This window comes from Candidatus Villigracilis saccharophilus, assembly GCF_016711665.1.
In genome coordinates, this window is record NZ_JADJSO010000048.1 from 1 (window position 1) to 17,180 (window position 17,180).

The window sequence follows — 17,180 nt, forward strand, 5'->3', positions numbered from 1 at the left end:
CGGGCTAAATCCCAAAATTTGTACGCCGCCACCGTGGTCTCAGTTGCGAGCGTGCGCGTGAAGGGAAGTCAACCACGCTTTTGTTGTGCCGTAGAGTCCAGTGGGGCGACGTGGGGCGCAGAAAACTTCCTGCCTCATAAATATTGACCAGCAGTCTCGCTTGGCGGCTGCATGTAGCGCATGATCGCCTGCGTGCATTGCAATACGCCAAGATTATTCGAAAGGAACATATCCATGGCATCCTGCGGATCCATATCCAGCATCATGCCTGCCGCGTTTGAGTAGCCCGCGTTGTTGATCCAGATATCAATCTGCCCAAATTCTTTGATGACATCATCAACCAATTTATAGACTTGGGCTTCTTCGCGGACGTCCATTACGAATCCGCTCACGCGGCCTTTGGGCTGGAGACTGCTAAAGAGTTATCCACAGCCTGTTGGCTTCGCCCGGTCACAGCGACAGTTGCTCCTGCTTCGAGAAGCGACTCAGCAATGGCGAATCCAAATCCGCGCGAAGAGCCAGTCACGACAACAACTTTGTTTTTGAGTTCCATTAATCCGTTCCTGAATTTAGTGCAGTCTGAGGCTTACGCTTGAATAGATTGACGATCCAATTGATGAGCAGAAATAAACCGTAAATAGCAAAAATAAAGAGATAGTCGATTACTGGGATGCGGATGACTTCGTTCAACGCTCCAAGACGCCCCATGAAAGCGTACGTGCCGACTGTAATAACCAGAAACCCAATGGCGAGTCCGCGTTTGGCCCAGGTACTTAATCCAAGACCGTACATTTGGGTCAGGACGATCATCGCGCCAAAGCCAAAAGCGAACATCTGCCAGAACGCCTGTCCCTGAAAGATGGCAACTGATACGCCGTGAATCAGCACGAATGCTTCGAGGAAGAATGTCCAGTATTTATTCAAATGGACGCGGTTGAAGATCAACGCGGATTGAGCAATGATCAGGAAGTTGTAATAGAAGCCCATCAAATGCCCGAAGGTATTGGCTGTGGGGTGATACCAATAATCGTAAATGATCGCCCACGCAAAAAGATAGCCATGATATTTCTTGACGATTTCAATGAAGGCGGTGTGGAACTTGAACTTCTTGCCGAAGATCAATCCGCGGCGCGGGGTTTCAAGAATGATGATGATCATCAACATGACCGCCACTGAACCGAGCGCGGTGACCTCTGGCACATCCTGTGCAAGACCGTCATACCAGAGTTGAGTCTGTGCCACATGTAATAGCGCAAACAAAATATTCACACCGATCAATGCCCAATTGAACCAGTGCAGGTTGTTCGTATATTTTGGTTTCTCACGCTTGGCATACCAGATCAATCCCCACACGATCAGGTTGTGGAGAATATATCCGAGCCAGGCGGTGATGCGTGCCATATCACTGCGTTCCACCAATCGCCAGGGGTAGGCGAATGGCACTGTATGCCCGACGATCTCAAAGCGTGTCAGGCTGGCGGCTGTGAACCCGATCACAGCGGTCAACGCAGCGGAAATGAGCACACCGCCGAGGATCAGTTTCAGGGAGTTGTTTTTTGTTTGCATAATTCTTCTTTACTCCTATTGTCTATTCTCGTCACACCGTAAACGCAGATGGTATTTCTTCGTTCATCATTTTCAACAATTCCAGAATTTCCTCATTCGCTGGGATGTCAGTCGCGTCATGTCCATAATGGACGAAGCGTGCAATTCCATTTTTATCGATCGCTACCTGCGCGGGCATTCTTCCAAATTTGAATAGATTCACTTCCTGTCCAAAGCGCTTCAGGACGGTATGGCTTGGATCTGGCAGACCAACAAAGGGCAGGTGATGTTTTTGAAAATAATTTGAAAACGCTTTTTCATCTTCAGGTCCGACCACTAAGATTTCAGTATCCAATGCTACGAATTTGTCATAATCTCGGCGCAACTGCGCCATATGCCGTTGGCAGAACGGTCAGAAAAAGCCACGGTTGAAAACCAATAGAACATTCTTCTTGCCTTGAAAATCTGCGAGGCTGACTTCGTTTCCTTTGTAATCTGTTAGCGTAAAATTTGGAGCGGGTTTATTGAGTTCAGCACGGCTCATGAAGGGAGTACCAAAATAATTCCAAATATGATTTCAACCACAAGGCTGATGACGTTCGATTGAACGATAGATTTGTCTGTGAACATGGAGACTGCGCGTACCAGCGCAACTCCCAAATAAGCAATGCCCAGCATCAAATAAGCAACTGGAGAATTGAGGAAAAGCGGAGCGGCGCCAAGCGCGACGAAGAATCCGCCAAGTATGGCGCGGATCTCAGTGATTCCGCGTCCACCTTCGGGGCGCAGGCCTGTAAAGCCTGTAACTGACTCTGGCTTGAGCAGGGATACAAGCCCCGTCAAGATCGTGGCGATTGCCGCGATGATTTGTAAAATTTGAACGATCATGTTTCTCCTGGGTATATAATTTTGAGCTGCATGGCTTTACTCTGGACTCGGACAGCTTGCTGTCGCGAGTGGTTGAATAAGCTACGAAATTCCAAAGAAAAGGCAAGGCCAATTCCTGGGTTTGCTTACTGGTTTGGTGTTTATCCATCAGCAAGCTGATGGCCTCATTAAAACCGCGCCGTTGGCCTTGCCACGGGGCTGGGGTGTCGTTTCGGAATTCGTCCACACTGGGCCCGCGCAATTGTGCCAGCCGCCATGTTCCATACAGATAACTAAAGATCAGCAATAAAATTGTTGCGGGCCAGCCGGTAAGAAAATTGGTCAGTGCTAATGAGTTGACATTCTGATTTTCAAATAATGAAAATTGCAGAAACAAGCGGGCGGCAAAGAAAATCGTCCAGGCGAAAGTCACTTCACTGTAGGCAGGCCGCACCAACGGATGCCAGTACCAGCCCAAAGGCCAGCGGCGAGCGATGTAACTTGTCCACGCCACCATGGGTCGGCGGATGATCAAACTGACGATGGTCAGAAGCAAGGTCATGCTCCCGCTAATGAGACCGGGTAGAAAAAATCCTTCTGATTTTCCAAGAACCCATGCGATGCCAATCGCGACTGCGACACTTGCCACACCCGCCAGCGCGTATAACAAAGATTGTTTCCGAATTATCCGAATGACCGCAAAAACCAGAGATACGATCAGCGCGCTCCACATGGCGGCTTGAAAACTGATCAGGCTGTTGACCGCCAGAAAAATGATTGGCGGAAGAATTGCGTCTACAACTGAATTGCGTCCTGTGAATACTGTGCGGAGTTCATCCAGTAACTCCCGCCATTTTTGTTGTTTCATTTTTTACGCATGTTTCCCAAGCCAGAATTTTCGCCAATCACCGTTGCTGGATTGCAGTGTAACGAAAGCGTAGAGACTGCCAGCAAAGAAACCGAGAGTCATCATGGCAATTGTCCACAAGATGGCAACGGGCAGAGATTTTTCACGGTAGATGATCCAGGCGGAGAAGAGCGTGAAGCCGGTGTACAGGTCAACGAGAGAAACGATGCCCCAAGGCATTGCGAATAATTGACTGCCTTCACCGAAGAAGTCACCAACTGTAAAGCCATAGATGAGAACAGAGGTCATGGCAAGCATGCCTAGGACAGAAATGATTTTTGCGATCTTCATGGTTTATTCCTTTGATATACAGGCAAATCCCAATGCGCCAACGCCCAGGTGCGCGCCAAGAGCCGGGGTGATCTGAACAATCGAAACAACATCCTGGGGGAAGAAAGAGCGGACTTGCTCATAAAGCGCCTCAGCTTCCTCTTGAATTCCGGCATGTACGATTGCCAATTTTTCATACGGTGCGTATTCAGCCAACCATGCGAGCAATTTTTCTGTGGCGCGTTTTTGTGTGCGTGTGCGATGAGCAGTGGCTTTGCCCATGTTCATATGCAACAGGGGTTTGATCTGTAATATTTCTCCAAACCTTGCAATAGCAAAGTTCATTCGTCCACTGCGGCGCAGGTATTCAAGAGTTTTAAGCGAGGCAAAAACATATGTGCGCTTCATCAATTCCTGTAAAGCAGAGACAATCTCTTCCAGCTTATTCCCAGCTTGTGCCATTTGCGCGGCTCTTTCAACAAGGAAGCCTGTCCCGAGGCTGAGTTGACTTGAATCCAACACGGTGACTGGGATGCGGGTAAATTGCTCGGCGGCGATACGCGCCGAGTTAATGGTCGCGCTTAAAGTCTCTGAGATATGAATGGATAGAATTGCCTGTGCGCCTTCATTTGTCAGTTTTTCATAGATTTTCAAAAACACATCAGTTCCGGGCGCGGCAGTTTTGGGTGATGGACGGAATTCTGGCAGTTTGGTGTAGAACTCCTCGCGGGACAGGTTCACACCGTCTAAATAGGTGTTTTCGCCCTGATTGATGTGCAAGGGGATGACGGTGATGCCATGCTTCTCCACAATCGGGTTGGGCAGGTCGCAGGTGCTATCGGTGACAATCGCAATTTTCAAGATTTCCTCCTTGAGAGTAAGTCTTTCGTTTTATACAGGAGCCAGCGTGCCTGCGAAAATCATCCAGGCTAGAACTGTCTTCGCAACCAGGCTAAGGATGATGAAAGCGCGTTCGCCATACAGATAGTCTTTCCACGGCCCGATCTTTTTGTATTGAAGATACATGTTAACGCCGAAGGTGTTGAAGAAAACAAACAGCGTCGGGATGATGGCATAAACGAAAGCAGGCGGTTTGGCTTCCCCACCAGATGCGATGGAGCCAAAGAAATAAATGAAAATCACCAACCAGGGGATGATGCCGGCAATTGAGCCGAAAGTGAACGGCGTCCAGTCCAGTTTTTTCTTGTCCTGATTCAGGCTTTCCATTAGCAGGCCAAACAGGTTCATTGTGGCATTCAAGCCGAACATTACGATGATGGCTCCCAGATCCCAGACTCCGGCCAACATGCCGATCAGTACGATCATCAGTGATGAACTGAGGGCATATTCGTAGAAGCGGATGGGGTTTTTACCCAGCTTTAGATTTTCAACATAGTGAGAATAGCCGATGGTTGAAAGATAGAAGTGCGCCACGGCCGAGAGTAGCAGGAAGATTGCCACCGAGGGTCCGAGCGGTAATTCATAGAACAGTGTAGCTTGCGGAGAAAGCGAGAAGGTTGTGGTATTAAAACTGAGAAAATTTGTAAAAACGGGATAGGTGGTATCGTTACTGACAACCCACATAAATACTCCCTGAATTAGGTGCAGGGACCCCATGATTAAGTTGAAACGGCGCAGCTTTGAATAGGTTTTATCGTTTGTTTCAGACATTGGTATAACAACTCCTTTTGATTTTTGGATTGCTTGTTTTAAACTTGTTCAATCTAACGGGCTGAGTCGGCCTGTGTTTTCAACCAGGCTTTGATTGGTTCGCCCTTACCATTGATGTGCTTGTCAACGGCTGTGGAATAAGTGTTTATGAATTCAGCGAGTACGCTTGGGGGCTGTTGATGCGACTGCATCAGAATTTTCACCCATTCCATTTCCTTGGTGACATGTTCCATGTTGCCAAGCTGCAGCGCAGCCGTGATGTTGTCACCGAGGAAGCGAATGCCGGTATCCATGCCTTCAGATTGGGGAGCAAACGGGATCATTTCCTTGATTGTGCTTTCGATGTGAATGCGCTTAGATATAAAAGCCTGATGTGCGGCAGCGTATTCTGGTGAAATTGTCTTGAGCGGATTTGGTTTTACCTTGGTCTGTAAAAGCGTCTCCACTGTTTTAAGTGATGTGGTTAGCGAATCTCCAAGATAATGACCGGGGATAAAATCGGCGAGGTCGGGATGCATGTTGAAGATACGGCCGCCATAACCAACTGGGGCGCGCAACCCTGACAACGCTTGCGCGGTGGTTTGCAATGCGGCAGCTGTAGTTAATGTCTGGGCAACAAGGATGACCAGATTAGCGCGTACGGCTGTGACAGTTTCTTCGAATTGTTCAGCAGGGACATTTGCGCCAAGATGGATCACGTTCAATCCGCGGCGGCGCAGGAGTAAGGCGAGATGCAGAGGCGTGAATGTATGCCATTCATTCGATGGGCATCCAACCAGTACGGTTTGATTCCGCGTGGGAGTTGGAGAGCCGCCCAAAAGCGAATCAAGGCGACGCATGGCGAGGCCAGATGCGAAATGCTCCTGTTGTACCGATGCGCGGTTTGTATACCAAAGTCCGCCGAACTCTGAGAGTCCTTTTTGTAAAACTTCCATGCAGACCGCTTCAACTGGAAACATTGAGAAAGCCTGATTAAGAATTTGCTCCGCGTTTGTTTCACTGAAGCTTAAGCAAGCCTGGATCCATTGCGCGCGCAGGGAATCAAGATTCGTATCAGGCGAGGTGTAGATGGCAGGAGTCGTTTGCAGGGAAGTTAAAGTCGAAGAAGTAAAACCAGCAAGCGGGTCGATCTTGGATGCGATCTTTTCATTCCACAGATCCACTGCGCGCGAGATCGAGAGTCCCTCTGTTTGCCGCGCCAGCAGCCATTTAATCGTCTCGATATCATATTGTGAATAAAGGCGATGCCCGCCCTCAGTGCGCTCGGGCATGGGCAGGCCATAGCGACGCTCCCAGGCGCGCAAAGTGTCTGCCGCAATATTGGTTTCTTGCAGAACGGCTTTTAAGTTAAAGGCGGGATTTTTACTAATAGACATAAGAACTCCAGTTACATGATGGTCGGCAGGCTGTATAGGTTTTGCACGGATATTGTACCTGCTTTGCGCAAAATTTACTGATTTACTGCGGCGCGTTCCAGCTTGTAACCTTCAACTTGCGAACCTGTGAACTCCTTAAGAATCCGTTCAGTTGTTAAGCGGGCTGAAAGAAGTACGATGGGCAAGCCTGTACCGGGATGTGTGGACGCGCCCGTGAAGTACATATTCTTATATTGCTTGTGACGATTCTGTGGGCGCAGATATCCGACCTGCCAGAAGTTGTGACTCAGCCCGAACGCCGAGCCATTCACCAGATTGAAGCGTTCCTTCCAAACCTTGGGTTGGTACGAAATCTCAAACTTGATATGCGCTTCGAGATCTGTCGCTCCCAATTCATTTGCGAGGCGGGTCAGCACGGTTTGGCGGGCACGCTTGACCATCGCTTCCCAATCCTGTTCGGTGCGCGCATCAAGATGACCAACAGGCACTAAAACATAAAGCGTATCCTGACCTTCGGGGCCAGCGGCTGGGTCAGTGCGTTTCGGCGCATGGACATAGAACGAAGGCACTTCAGGCAAAGTATGGTCATTGAATATCTGATCAAAGGAAGCCTTGTAATCGCCGCCGAGAAACACATTGTGATGCGCGATCTGCGGATACTCTTTGTCCACACCCCAATAGAACATGATGGTGGAACAAGTGTAGAGCTTATCTTCGAGTTTTTTCGCTTCTGCTTTATTTGGAAGAAGTTCTTTATAAATATAGGGCAGGTCCGCATTGCCGACAAAAATATCAGCATAAAATTCACGGCCATCTTCAAGTTGAGCACCGATGATCTTTGAATTATTTACCTGCAGTCTTTTCACTGGTGCGTTGTAGATGAACTTCACACCAAGCTTTTCGGCCACAGCAGTAAGTGCCTGAATGCCCGCGTACATTCCGCCCATGGGATACCAGACTCCTTCCGCGAGTTCTGTATATTGAAGCAGGGAATATGTGGCTGGAGCATCATAGGGACTTAATCCCAGATACATATTTTGAAACGTGAAGGCAGCCTTCAAGCGTTCATCTTTGAAGAAGCGGCCTGTGTTCTTGTAGTGCTTCCCCAATGCCTTAAGTTGGAAGATCAACGGCAAATTGCTCAGGCTGAAATATTCAAAAATATTAAAGAAGTTGCGCCCCACAAATTTCTCAAGTGAAATTTTGTAATGTTTGCTTCCTTCAGCGATGTAATTCAGGAAACCAGTAAAAGCAGTTTTTTCCACCTTCTCAAGCTGAGTCTGCATTTTGCCGATATCAGAAGTTAACTCCAATTCCAGACCATCGTCAAAGCGGACTTTATAGGTCGGGTCAATGCGGCGCAGGTCGAGATGATCGCTCATCTTTTCGCCAAGAGCGGCAAAAGTCTCCTCCCAAACTTCGGGCATCAGGAACAGGGTTGGTCCAATATCGAAGCGATGACCGTCTTTAATGATCTGATTACAGCGTCCACCGGGAGTGGATTCCTTTTCCACCACAGTCACATCGTATCCATTTTTCGCAAGGCGGGCAGCGGTAGCAATTCCACCAATCCCCGCGCCAATTACAAGAGCAGTTTGTTTCATAGGATCTCCTTATTACACAACGAATTACTTATACTATTGTACTTGTTGTCAATTATTTGTCAAGGTTTTTAAATAATTGCTTTGCAAAACCTTGACAAACCAGATAAACCCAGTAAAATTTGAACATTGAAGATCATAATTATGGAATCAAAAGACAGAAAAAACCATGCAGGAGAACAAAATGCAAGCACAGGCAAACTGGGAGAACCAACTACTCGATCTTGCGGGACATATTCCGCACCCATCAATTCGCCCCTTTTTCTCTTATTGGGCAGGTGACGCTTCCTTGCGCAAGGCATATCAGCAAGCCTCGGTTATCACTGCCGAGCATAGTAAATCATTCCACTTTGCATCCGGGCTTCTTCCGGAAGAAAAGCGCTCCGCTGTCCGCGCGCTGTACGCGTTTTGCCGCACGGTAGATGACATTGTGGATGAAGTCGAATCAAAAAAAGATCGTGACTTTGAATTGGATTATTGGCGCAACATCGTTCAAACCGCTTCCGCCTCAACCGATGATCTGGTCGCCGCCGCATGGGCAGATACCCTTACCCGCTACCATATTCCGCGCCATTACGCCCTGCAATTGATCAATGGGGTGGCACGCGATTTATCTCAAACACGTTATCAAACCTTTGATGATCTCGCCACATATTGCTACGGAGTCGCTTCCACGGTCGGGTTGATGAGCATGTACATTGTCGGCTTCAAGAGTCATGAAGCTGTGTCCTACGCCATCAAACTTGGCGTCGCTCTGCAAATGACTAACATCCTGCGTGACGTGGGCGAAGATTATCGCAATGGACGGCTTTATCTTCCGCGTGAAGAACTGGCCTTTTATGGCATCAAAGAAGATGATATTGCCAATGGACGCCTGACCAGTAACTGGCGTCAGTTCATGAAATTCCAAATTGACCGCACCAGACAGTTGTACAAAGAATCATGGGATGGCGTGAAAATGCTCGATCGCGAAGGCCAACTTGCGATTGGCGCTGCGTCCACTTTCTATTGCGGTATTTTAGACTACATTGAAAAACACGATTACGATGTATTCACCCGCCGCGCGAGCCTCTCAGCATGGGGCAAAGTCAGCCGAGTTCCTGGACTATGGTTGAAAATTAAATCGTTATAGCTAACTTGTGCCGGGGGCACTCCTCTTTTTTTGACAGGTCATGCCTTGAGCAAGCATGACCTGTCTTTTATTTGTTATCCCAACAAAGATCTAATTCCACATTCCAAAAACAGAACAAACTTTTTCGTTTCTGCAGAAGCAGAGTAAAATTCAAGAAATATAAACCAAGATCAACTTTGAGGAAAAATGGCAAAGATCACTGCTGTCAATCATGTCGCTGTCGTAGTGGAAGATATGGAGAAATCCCTTTTATTCTGGCGCGACGCGCTGGGAATTCAATTACACGAACTGCGCGATGTACCTGCAGAACAATCGCAGGTTGCGTTTCTACCCATTGCAGGCGCTGAAGTGGAACTCGTCATGCCGACCACCACCGACTCAGGCATTGCCAAATATCTCGCCAAACGCGGCCAGGGAATGCATCACCTCTGCCTTGAAGTGGACGATATTGAAGGAATGATGGCGCAATTGAAAGCTAAAAACATCCGATTAATCAATGAAGAACCGCGTATTTCTGTAGATGGAAAAAAATACGTCTTCATTCACCCTGAGTCCACGGGCGGGGTGCTGGTGGAGTTGTATCAAATTAAATAATGTCAGAGAACATTGAAAGCACCTTAAAAGATGAGTGCGGACTTGTAAAAGACCGCCCGATCATTGTCGGTGTTTCGGGCGGTCCTGACAGTCTATGTTTGATGGAAACGCTACGGCAGGCGGGCTATCCCATCATTGTCGCTCATTTTGACCATCAACTTCGTCAGGAATCGGGGCAGGACGCCCGTATGGTGGAAAAGATCGCGGCGCGATTAATGCTTGCTTGCGTCGTTGATGGCGCGGATGTGCGGGCGTACGCAGATCAGGAAAAACTTTCACTCGAAGAAGCAGCTCGTAATTTACGTTATCGCTTTATGTTCAAGCTGGCACGCGAACGAAATGCACAGGCCGTCGCCGTAGGGCATACTGCGGACGATCAAGTCGAAACGATCCTCATGCACTTTCTGCGTGGTAGTGCGCTCACCGGGTTAAAGGGCATGTCTTTTTGTTCACTTATAAAAACCTTTGACGCGGAAATTCCCATTATTCGCCCTCTGCTAAAAATGTGGCGTGAAGAAACGGTTGTGTATTGCGCGGTCAATGGGTTGCGCCCGCATTATGACTCAAGCAATGATTCGCTTAACTTTCAGCGGAATCGCGTTCGTCACCTTTTGATACCAAACCTTGAAAGTTACAATCCAAAATTCCGTGAAGCAGTTTTGCATATGTCCGAATCGCTCAAGGGCGATTACGCTTTTGTGATGGAAACACTGGATCAAGCCTGGCAAGAATCTGTGATCGCTAAAAATGATGAGGTTGTTACCTTCGACTCTGACCTGCTCTCCGACTACTCGATCGGTCTGCAGCGCAATCTGGTCAAACATGCCATGCAGTTTCTTCGCCCTGAAGTGGATATCAGCTTTTCCGTTCTTGAGCGTGCAACGAATATGATCAACAGCAGCGGACTCTCTTCGCGCGTTGACTTGAAAGGCGGCATGCGCATGTTCCGCGAACTCGGCAATGTTTATATTTGCACATTGAATGCTGAATTGCCGTTTAATCTTTGGCCTCAAATGATCGGAAATGATCCCGTGTCAATTTCAATTCCCGGTCAGGTTTCTCTTGCAGGCGGCTGGAAATTATCTACTGAGATTTGGCGAATCCCAGCTTTGGCGAGGGAACAGGCCAGGCAGAACGAGGACCAGTTTCAGGTCTGGTTGGATGCTGAAAATCTGTCCGGGCAGTTCGAGCTGCGCACGCGCCGCCAGGGTGATCGTTTTGCACCGCTGGGCATGGATGGTCATTCACAAAAACTTTCAGATTTTCTGGTAAATGAAAAAATGCCCCTGCGGGCGCGTGAGTATTGGCCCTTGTTATGTGTTGGAGATGAGATCCTTTGGGTGCCTGGGTATCGTTCCGCGCACCCGTACCGTTTGAAAACGACATCGCGGAGCATTGTCTATTTTTCAGTGACTCGCCCGTTGGATAAATTTAGAGAATAAAAATTCCCCGCTTGTTTGGCGGGGAATTTTTATTATTTTATTTCACCATTCAATTTTCTGATCTTGATGAACAACTCGCGCCATTGGATCTTTGAGACGCCAAGTTTCTGACGTATCAGATCTGATTCCATACCCGATTGGTAGTCACGCAAGGCGCATGTCCACCTGCACATGTCAAATGATAGGTGTTTTGTAAGACTGGCTTCGGCGCCAATATCTTCCAACAAATATTCCAACCTGCGCGGTGACCAGGCAAATACCTGATCAGCAGGATGGTATTGCGTGAGATATTCCTTGTAGGCTGCGATCCAATCCTCTTGCAGTTCTATCTTGCGTTCCTTGTAGCGGTTGGCCGGGCTGGCATAGCGGATGAAGATGTGCGGTCCGTTCTTTGCATTCAGGTCAATGTGGTTTAGGCGAATACTGAGACATTCATTTTTCTTGATACCGGTGGTAAGCAAAAGGTAAACGAGCGCGTACATGCGGGCGTCGGGTTTTGTCTCGCGGCGGTGACGATCTGCGGCTAGCAGAACCCTTTCGTATTCGTCATTTGTGAGAACTTGGGGGAGTGGACTGATGGCCGAGCGCTGTAGGACTTTTTCAGCGGGGTCGATGGTCAGCGTGCCGTATTGATGCAGCCAGCGAAAGAATGACTTGACCGATGTAATGCGCCGCGACAAGGTCTTGGGACTGCATGGTATGCCGCGATCTTTTTCCATCCACGCAAAGAAACGGTTCAGGTCATCAGTTGTGATCGTTCCGATGGCTTTGTCTGGGGCGAGAAATTTGGTGAGCAACCGCACGTCAGATAGAAAAGCCTTCACGGTGTGGTGAGAACGCCCCTGGTCTTGCATGAACATTTCCCAACCGTTGATGGCGGTTGGGAGCAGGGTCTTGGTTGTAATGTGTGCAGAATCAGTTGTTTTTGCCATAGGTTACCTCGTAATAGTAGCGCATAGTCTTTTCGTATAGTTTAACGAATGTGGGAAGGATTGTCAACAGGGTTGGGAATTAAAAAATTTAATGCGAAAGGTCCTGCGGCTGGAAGCATGGCTCGTAGTCATAGCCGAGGATCACCCGATACTGCACGGGGCTGTTTGCGTCGGGTTGGGAAATCACATTTGCAGAGAACAGGTTGAGGGTCGAGAGGATCGTCTGCCGTTGAGTAGGATCCTGCCCGGGTGTGAAATCCACCAGGACGGAGGCTGCGTAGTCGCGGCGGTCGGCATTCGAAAGTATGGTTTGATACCCGGCATAGTTCAGACGTGCTGCGGCGAGGGAGTCCCATGTGTCGAAGGGGACTCCATTTTGAACTTCCACTTTGACGGATTTTCGCTCGACAGCAAACGTGGAGAGGGTTGTTGCTTCGATGAGCATTTGACTCAGTTCAGCATCGTTTGGCAGGAGTACCGCCGCACCGCCTGGGGTCATCCACGAACTGACATAGGGCGGGCGGATGTAGTAGCCGCGAATATTTGCATTCGTGAAGTTGAGCGCGTAGGGAGCCATGCGAACCAAATCTGCGAGGCCGAGATCTGTAATGACAGTGCTGGAAAGATCGTTATAAAGCTGTGGAATTTTTCCAAAGGTGCTGGTTTGTAATGCCTGTCCAAAAATGGCGCGGATCACTTCCTGCTGGCGGCGTCCGCGGTCGAAGTCGTTGGATTTTGAGCGCGCGCGGGCATACCAGAGCGCGAGATCGCCGTCCATGTGAATTTGGCCGGGGCCAACGGTGTAAAGCCACCAATTATCTTCATTGTATTGATCGTATGACGGATCTATCAAACGCCAATCAGTGTAGGAGCATGCGATGGGAATTTCCACGCCGCCGAGGGTGTCCACGATGCGGCGGAACCCGTCGAAATCGACCATGGCGGTGTGGTCAATGCGAATGCCGAGGTTGTAAGAGATCGTATCTTTAAGTAGACCCGGTCCGCCGCCAAGATAGCCGGTGATCTCTCCGCTTTGATAGGCTGTATTGACACGCTGCATTCCCACGGTGGGGATGTAGATCCACAAGTCACGCGGAATTGAGATGAGCGAGACCTGTCCTTCCTTGGGCCAGACCACCGCGACAATGATGGTATCTGTGCGGTACGATGACCCGGGCCGTAGATCTGAACCGATCAGCAGGAAGTTGATTGTTTCGTTATCGGTCAGCGGCGGCAAGGCTGTGGGATTGCCCGCGAGTGAATCGGCGGCTGGAGGTGCGGCAGAGGTCGGGAAGAGTTGATTAATATCAACCGTGGCGGTTGCGTCAATTGGCGGTGTTGGCGAGGGAGATGGTGTCTCAGTGGGTAGTAATAATGGCGTATTGATCTCAAATGATAGAAGGGAAACCTGCGTAGGCGTGTAAAGTGCTGGCTGAAATGGCGTGGGCGTTGGGGATGGATTTGGCGCTGATGTAATCAGAATAAACGGAAGCGCGTTGGATGTGGTTGATTGCGGCGTGGAACCACAGGCGGATATTACGAACGCAATAATTGGAAGCAGAATGAAGAGGTGCCGGGATGATTTCATGCAAATCTTTGAAGGCGCAATTGAGCCGCGTTTACTAAGGAACTACTATGGGGATGTCCGTAGGCGTTGGTACGGGAGTATTTGTGGGTGTGTTTGTAGGCGGAACAGGTGTGGTGGTGGGAACAACAGTGGCCGTAAAGGGAATGGCGGTTTCAGTGAATGTCGCGGTTGGATAGGTTGTACTTGTGACCGCAGAGACGGGTGTGCGCGTGGCGACATTCGGAACCCAAAGGCGTTCGCCGGCAAAGATAGTGTCATTCACGCGGCAATTCACACGGCGCATCAACTCTAGAGTGGTGTAATGATCGTAACCAATGCGATATAAAGAGTCGCCAGATTGCACAATGTAATTCTTTAACCATCCAATTGCGCCTGGAATACAAACGGCAAAGGTGCTGGTGGGGGCGGGCGGTACATACAATTTTGAACCTATGATCAGGCTGTCACTCAATAAACAGTTTGCGATACTTACTTCATTCTTGTTGGCTTGATACCGCGCGGCGATACTGTCGAGTGTATCCCCAACTTGAACGGTGATTTGAGACCAACCCGTTGGAGGCTGGCATGAAGTTGGAGGAGTGGTCGTATTTGTGAATGTTGCTGTAATTGTGGCTGTGGGGGTTTTTACCTCAAGCGTTGGAGTCAGCGATGGTGTTAATGATGAGGTCGCTGTCAAAGGCACGGGAGATTCGAACAGGTCATTGGTCGCTGTTGGAGTAGCCTCTGGCGCGAATTCCACAAGCGAAATTGATAACGCCCCCAGGATCAATCCGATTGCCACAAATGCTACCAGCAGCGCGTTTCCAATGTCGCGCAGGCTTTTCATCAGCCATTTCCTTTAGACGCAGATTCCTGGTTAACAGAATTCGCGCCGGCAATAGGTAGTAACACGCTAAATGCCGATCCGACCCCGGGTTCGCTTTCCACCCAGATCCTTCCATGTTGAGCTTCGGTAAGTGTCTTGGCAATTGAAAGCCCAACACCTGTATCGCCAATGCCTTGAATAAGAACATTATCTGCGCGATATAGTCGGGTGAAGACGCGCGGGAGATCATCAGCGGGGATTCCGCCGCCGGAATCAGCAACTTGAATGAGAATAAAATCCTTTCCATCCTCGTTTCGTGTCTGGACCGTCAGCCTGATCGTGCTTTCGAAGGGAGTCGCCGCCCCGGCATTTTGTAAAAGATGGATGAGTATTTGTTGCAGCGCTTCACGGTCCGCTTGAATGGGCGCGAGGGTTTTCGGCAATTCAAGATGCATTGAAATATGCTTCTCGCGCACCTGCGTACTCGTATACGACATGGCGTTATCGATGATCGAATTCAGATCAACTGATTCGGTTTTGAGATCATTCAACTCTGTTTCCAGTGTTGTGATCTGGATCATGTCATCCGTTAAACTACGGATACGTTCCGTGGATGTTTTTACTCGCTCCACAAATTTGCGTTGTAATGCGCCAAGGATGCCCACCGATTCACCCAACAGTAGGTCGGTGTAACCAACGATCGATGAAAGCGGCTGGCGTAATTCCTGCGAAATGGATGCGATCACTTCAGCCAGTTCTGTGCTTTTTACTGCCACTTTGCCTTTTTCTATCTCTTCTGTTTTTAGGCTTGCTTCAAGGAGTTGATTTTTCAAAAGGTCGATTTCTTGCAGGGCATTCTTTAATTTATCTTCAATTTGCGAGTCAGGTATTGAAGGCTGCTCGGATTGGGTTGTTAGTAGGCTGCCGTTTTCAGCCTGTAGTTTTTCAATAATGCGTTGGGATTCTTCCTGCGCCATTCGCAGGGAGGCCAATTCCGTATTATTGTTATTTTTCTGTAATTCAGCGCGCGCTGATTCTAATTGTTGTACAAGTTCCTGATTGCGGCGTTCCAATTCCTCCGCTTGTCCGCGAGCATGGTCAGTTTGTACCTCCAATTTTGTTACTTTTTGGCCCCGTTTTATGATTGGCACAAGCGCCGCGGCGATGTTTGCAAGGTACGCCTGGTCTTCAGCTGTCCAGGTGCGGTCGGAATATGGAGAAAGCAATAATATGCCGCCCAGAGATTCCTTATCTGGAGTCAGGATCGGGACGCTCAGTAGGTGACCTGGATTGGGCAGGCCAAGGACATCCCCCAATCCTTTAATGTCGGCAGAAGTGCTGCTTGAAGGCATCCTTAATGGACGTCCGCGTTGAAGCGAATTTGCAAGCATGGGAATGGAACTTTTCTTAAGCGACCCGCCTTCCAATGCATCTTCGCGGATCAGATCATACCCGCCGCCGATCACGATTTGATTGTTGTTATCTGTTAGGTAGATCATAAAGCACAGGTCGGCAAGCATGGTCTGGGCAATGGCGCGTGTGATAGCTTGGCTGATCTTGGTCGGATTTGATTCAACCGCAAGCGCCAGCATGGCATGAAAGGTCTTGGGGTCCGTGCTATATCGTCTGCGGTCCTGTGTCGCAGTATCTTGTTTTGCAGGTATTGCCACGGGTGTTGATCGTGCAGGCGTTGCCGCTTGTGAGGAGAATGAAAAACGCTGAGGCAGGGTCAGTAATATTGGAAAGGCAGCCATGTAAGCAAGGCGTACAATTCCTGAATAATTGCCTTCTGTTGGAAAAAATAAATGCCCCGCATGACCGGCAGATCCTAATGTCAGTAATATAATCCCCTGCCACATCCCGTCCGGCTTGCGTAGGATCAATATGATAATACCAAGCAGCGCGGCCACCAGTGAACCGATCTGCCAATACCAATCATCGGGGGTTTGGTTGTAACTCACGAGGGGAATTTGTGGCTGCCAGGTTAGCAAACTTAACCCAAGCGCGGCGAGCACCAGCACACTTAGTAAACTCGCTGCGCCGTCAGCGATACGGCTTGGTTCAGGAAAGGCGTACAGCCATGTGATCCAGATAATACCAAATACGATAAATGCGCGATCCATGGGCGGCAGGACTGTTTTGGGCTCCAGGACATGCTGCCAACCCAGTCCGCTAAAAACAAACATTGCTATTTGTGCGGCGAGCAGAATGCCGAGACCAAAAAAAGCACGGCGGGCTTGTGGGAATTCGCTTACGCGCCAATGGTTAAGAGCCGATTGAAGTGCGCTGGCAACTGAGAACGCCAACACAACATAATAAATTAAATCCCCAGGGGGAACAGTGAGTTGAGTGAGGATTAAACTGGAAAATGCGTTCATGTTTTCATGATTATAATGCCAGTTCAAAATTTATGAGTAGTCAACGTATAATTAGGCGGGTGTCAGCTTATA

The 17,180-nt window shown here is 49.0% G+C and carries 18 protein-coding genes; 3 read left to right on the forward strand and 15 right to left on the reverse strand.

Annotation, left to right across the window (positions count from 1 at the left end):
• Positions 1-134: 134 nt before the first annotated feature.
• From IPL17_RS14400 to crtI, 11 genes are all read right to left on the reverse strand, one after another.
• Entirely contained in the window at positions 135-377 is a 243-nt protein-coding gene (locus IPL17_RS14400) for an SDR family NAD(P)-dependent oxidoreductase (protein ID WP_345307772.1), read from the reverse strand.
• An 11-nt stretch (positions 378-388) separates the two neighbouring features.
• On the reverse strand, positions 389-553 hold the full coding sequence (locus IPL17_RS14405; protein ID WP_345307773.1) for an SDR family NAD(P)-dependent oxidoreductase: 165 nt from the start codon (positions 551-553) through the stop codon (positions 389-391).
• Positions 553-1,566 (reverse strand): hypothetical protein, encoded by a 1,014-nt coding sequence (locus tag IPL17_RS14410; RefSeq protein WP_345307774.1) that lies wholly within the window; start codon positions 1,564-1,566, stop codon positions 553-555. Before IPL17_RS14410 ends, IPL17_RS14405 begins: the two co-directional genes overlap by 1 nt.
• 31 nt (positions 1,567-1,597) lie before the next feature.
• Entirely contained in the window at positions 1,598-2,089 is a 492-nt protein-coding gene (locus IPL17_RS14415; RefSeq protein WP_345307775.1) for a peroxiredoxin family protein, read from the reverse strand.
• Positions 2,086-2,388, reverse strand: a complete 303-nt coding sequence (locus IPL17_RS14420) for a DUF4345 domain-containing protein (RefSeq protein ID WP_345307776.1) — start codon at positions 2,386-2,388, stop codon at positions 2,086-2,088. The genes IPL17_RS14415 and IPL17_RS14420 overlap by 4 nt, the downstream gene beginning before the upstream one ends.
• Entirely contained in the window at positions 2,303-3,280 is a 978-nt protein-coding gene (locus IPL17_RS14425) for a DUF3159 domain-containing protein (RefSeq protein WP_345307777.1), read from the reverse strand. Before IPL17_RS14425 ends, IPL17_RS14420 begins: the two co-directional genes overlap by 86 nt.
• A 3-nt stretch (positions 3,281-3,283) precedes the next feature.
• The gene (locus tag IPL17_RS14430; RefSeq protein WP_345307778.1) at positions 3,284-3,610 is read right to left on the reverse strand and encodes a DUF1475 family protein; all 327 of its coding nucleotides are present in this window, start codon (positions 3,608-3,610) and stop codon (positions 3,284-3,286) included.
• A 3-nt stretch (positions 3,611-3,613) separates the two neighbouring features.
• A complete protein-coding gene (locus tag IPL17_RS14435) occupies positions 3,614-4,450 on the reverse strand; it encodes a DegV family protein (RefSeq protein ID WP_345307779.1) in 837 nt (278 codons plus the stop codon).
• A gap of 30 nt (positions 4,451-4,480) precedes the next feature.
• Positions 4,481-5,260 carry a heliorhodopsin HeR gene (heR, locus tag IPL17_RS14440; RefSeq protein ID WP_345307780.1) on the reverse strand — a complete coding sequence of 260 codons (780 nt, stop codon included), beginning with the start codon at positions 5,258-5,260 and terminating at the stop codon, positions 4,481-4,483.
• 53 nt (positions 5,261-5,313) lie between these two features.
• A complete protein-coding gene (locus IPL17_RS14445) occupies positions 5,314-6,636 on the reverse strand; it encodes a MerR family transcriptional regulator (RefSeq protein ID WP_345307781.1) in 1,323 nt (440 codons plus the stop codon).
• A gap of 74 nt (positions 6,637-6,710) precedes the next feature.
• Entirely contained in the window at positions 6,711-8,240 is a 1,530-nt protein-coding gene (gene crtI / locus IPL17_RS14450) for a phytoene desaturase family protein (RefSeq protein WP_345307782.1), read from the reverse strand.
• A 181-nt stretch (positions 8,241-8,421) separates the two neighbouring features.
• Here crtI and IPL17_RS14455 point away from each other — a divergent pair, with 181 nt between their 5' ends.
• The 3 genes from IPL17_RS14455 to tilS all read left to right on the forward strand — a co-directional run bounded on the left by IPL17_RS14455 (position 8,422) and on the right by tilS (position 11,405).
• Positions 8,422-9,369, forward strand: coding sequence for a phytoene/squalene synthase family protein (locus IPL17_RS14455; protein WP_345307783.1), 948 nt, complete (start codon positions 8,422-8,424; stop codon positions 9,367-9,369).
• Between the two features lie 186 nt (positions 9,370-9,555).
• Complete coding sequence (gene mce, locus IPL17_RS14460) at positions 9,556-9,963, forward strand: methylmalonyl-CoA epimerase (protein WP_345307784.1); 408 nt, start codon at positions 9,556-9,558, stop codon at positions 9,961-9,963.
• Positions 9,963-11,405, forward strand: coding sequence for a tRNA lysidine(34) synthetase TilS (tilS, locus tag IPL17_RS14465; RefSeq protein WP_345307785.1), 1,443 nt, complete (start codon positions 9,963-9,965; stop codon positions 11,403-11,405). The genes mce and tilS overlap by 1 nt, the downstream gene beginning before the upstream one ends.
• 32 nt (positions 11,406-11,437) lie before the next feature.
• On the opposite strand, the gene IPL17_RS14470 is transcribed toward tilS, so the two are convergent.
• From IPL17_RS14470 to IPL17_RS14485, 4 genes are all read right to left on the reverse strand, one after another.
• Positions 11,438-12,337, reverse strand: a complete 900-nt coding sequence (locus tag IPL17_RS14470; RefSeq protein ID WP_345307786.1) for a site-specific integrase — start codon at positions 12,335-12,337, stop codon at positions 11,438-11,440.
• A gap of 88 nt (positions 12,338-12,425) precedes the next feature.
• Positions 12,426-13,925, reverse strand: a complete 1,500-nt coding sequence (locus IPL17_RS14475) for an LCP family protein (RefSeq protein ID WP_345307787.1) — start codon at positions 13,923-13,925, stop codon at positions 12,426-12,428.
• 34 nt (positions 13,926-13,959) lie between these two features.
• Positions 13,960-14,751 carry a LysM peptidoglycan-binding domain-containing protein gene (locus IPL17_RS14480; protein ID WP_345307788.1) on the reverse strand — a complete coding sequence of 264 codons (792 nt, stop codon included), beginning with the start codon at positions 14,749-14,751 and terminating at the stop codon, positions 13,960-13,962.
• Positions 14,751-17,108 (reverse strand): ATP-binding protein, encoded by a 2,358-nt coding sequence (locus IPL17_RS14485; protein ID WP_345307789.1) that lies wholly within the window; start codon positions 17,106-17,108, stop codon positions 14,751-14,753. The genes IPL17_RS14480 and IPL17_RS14485 overlap by 1 nt, the downstream gene beginning before the upstream one ends.
• Positions 17,109-17,180 lie beyond the last annotated feature (72 nt).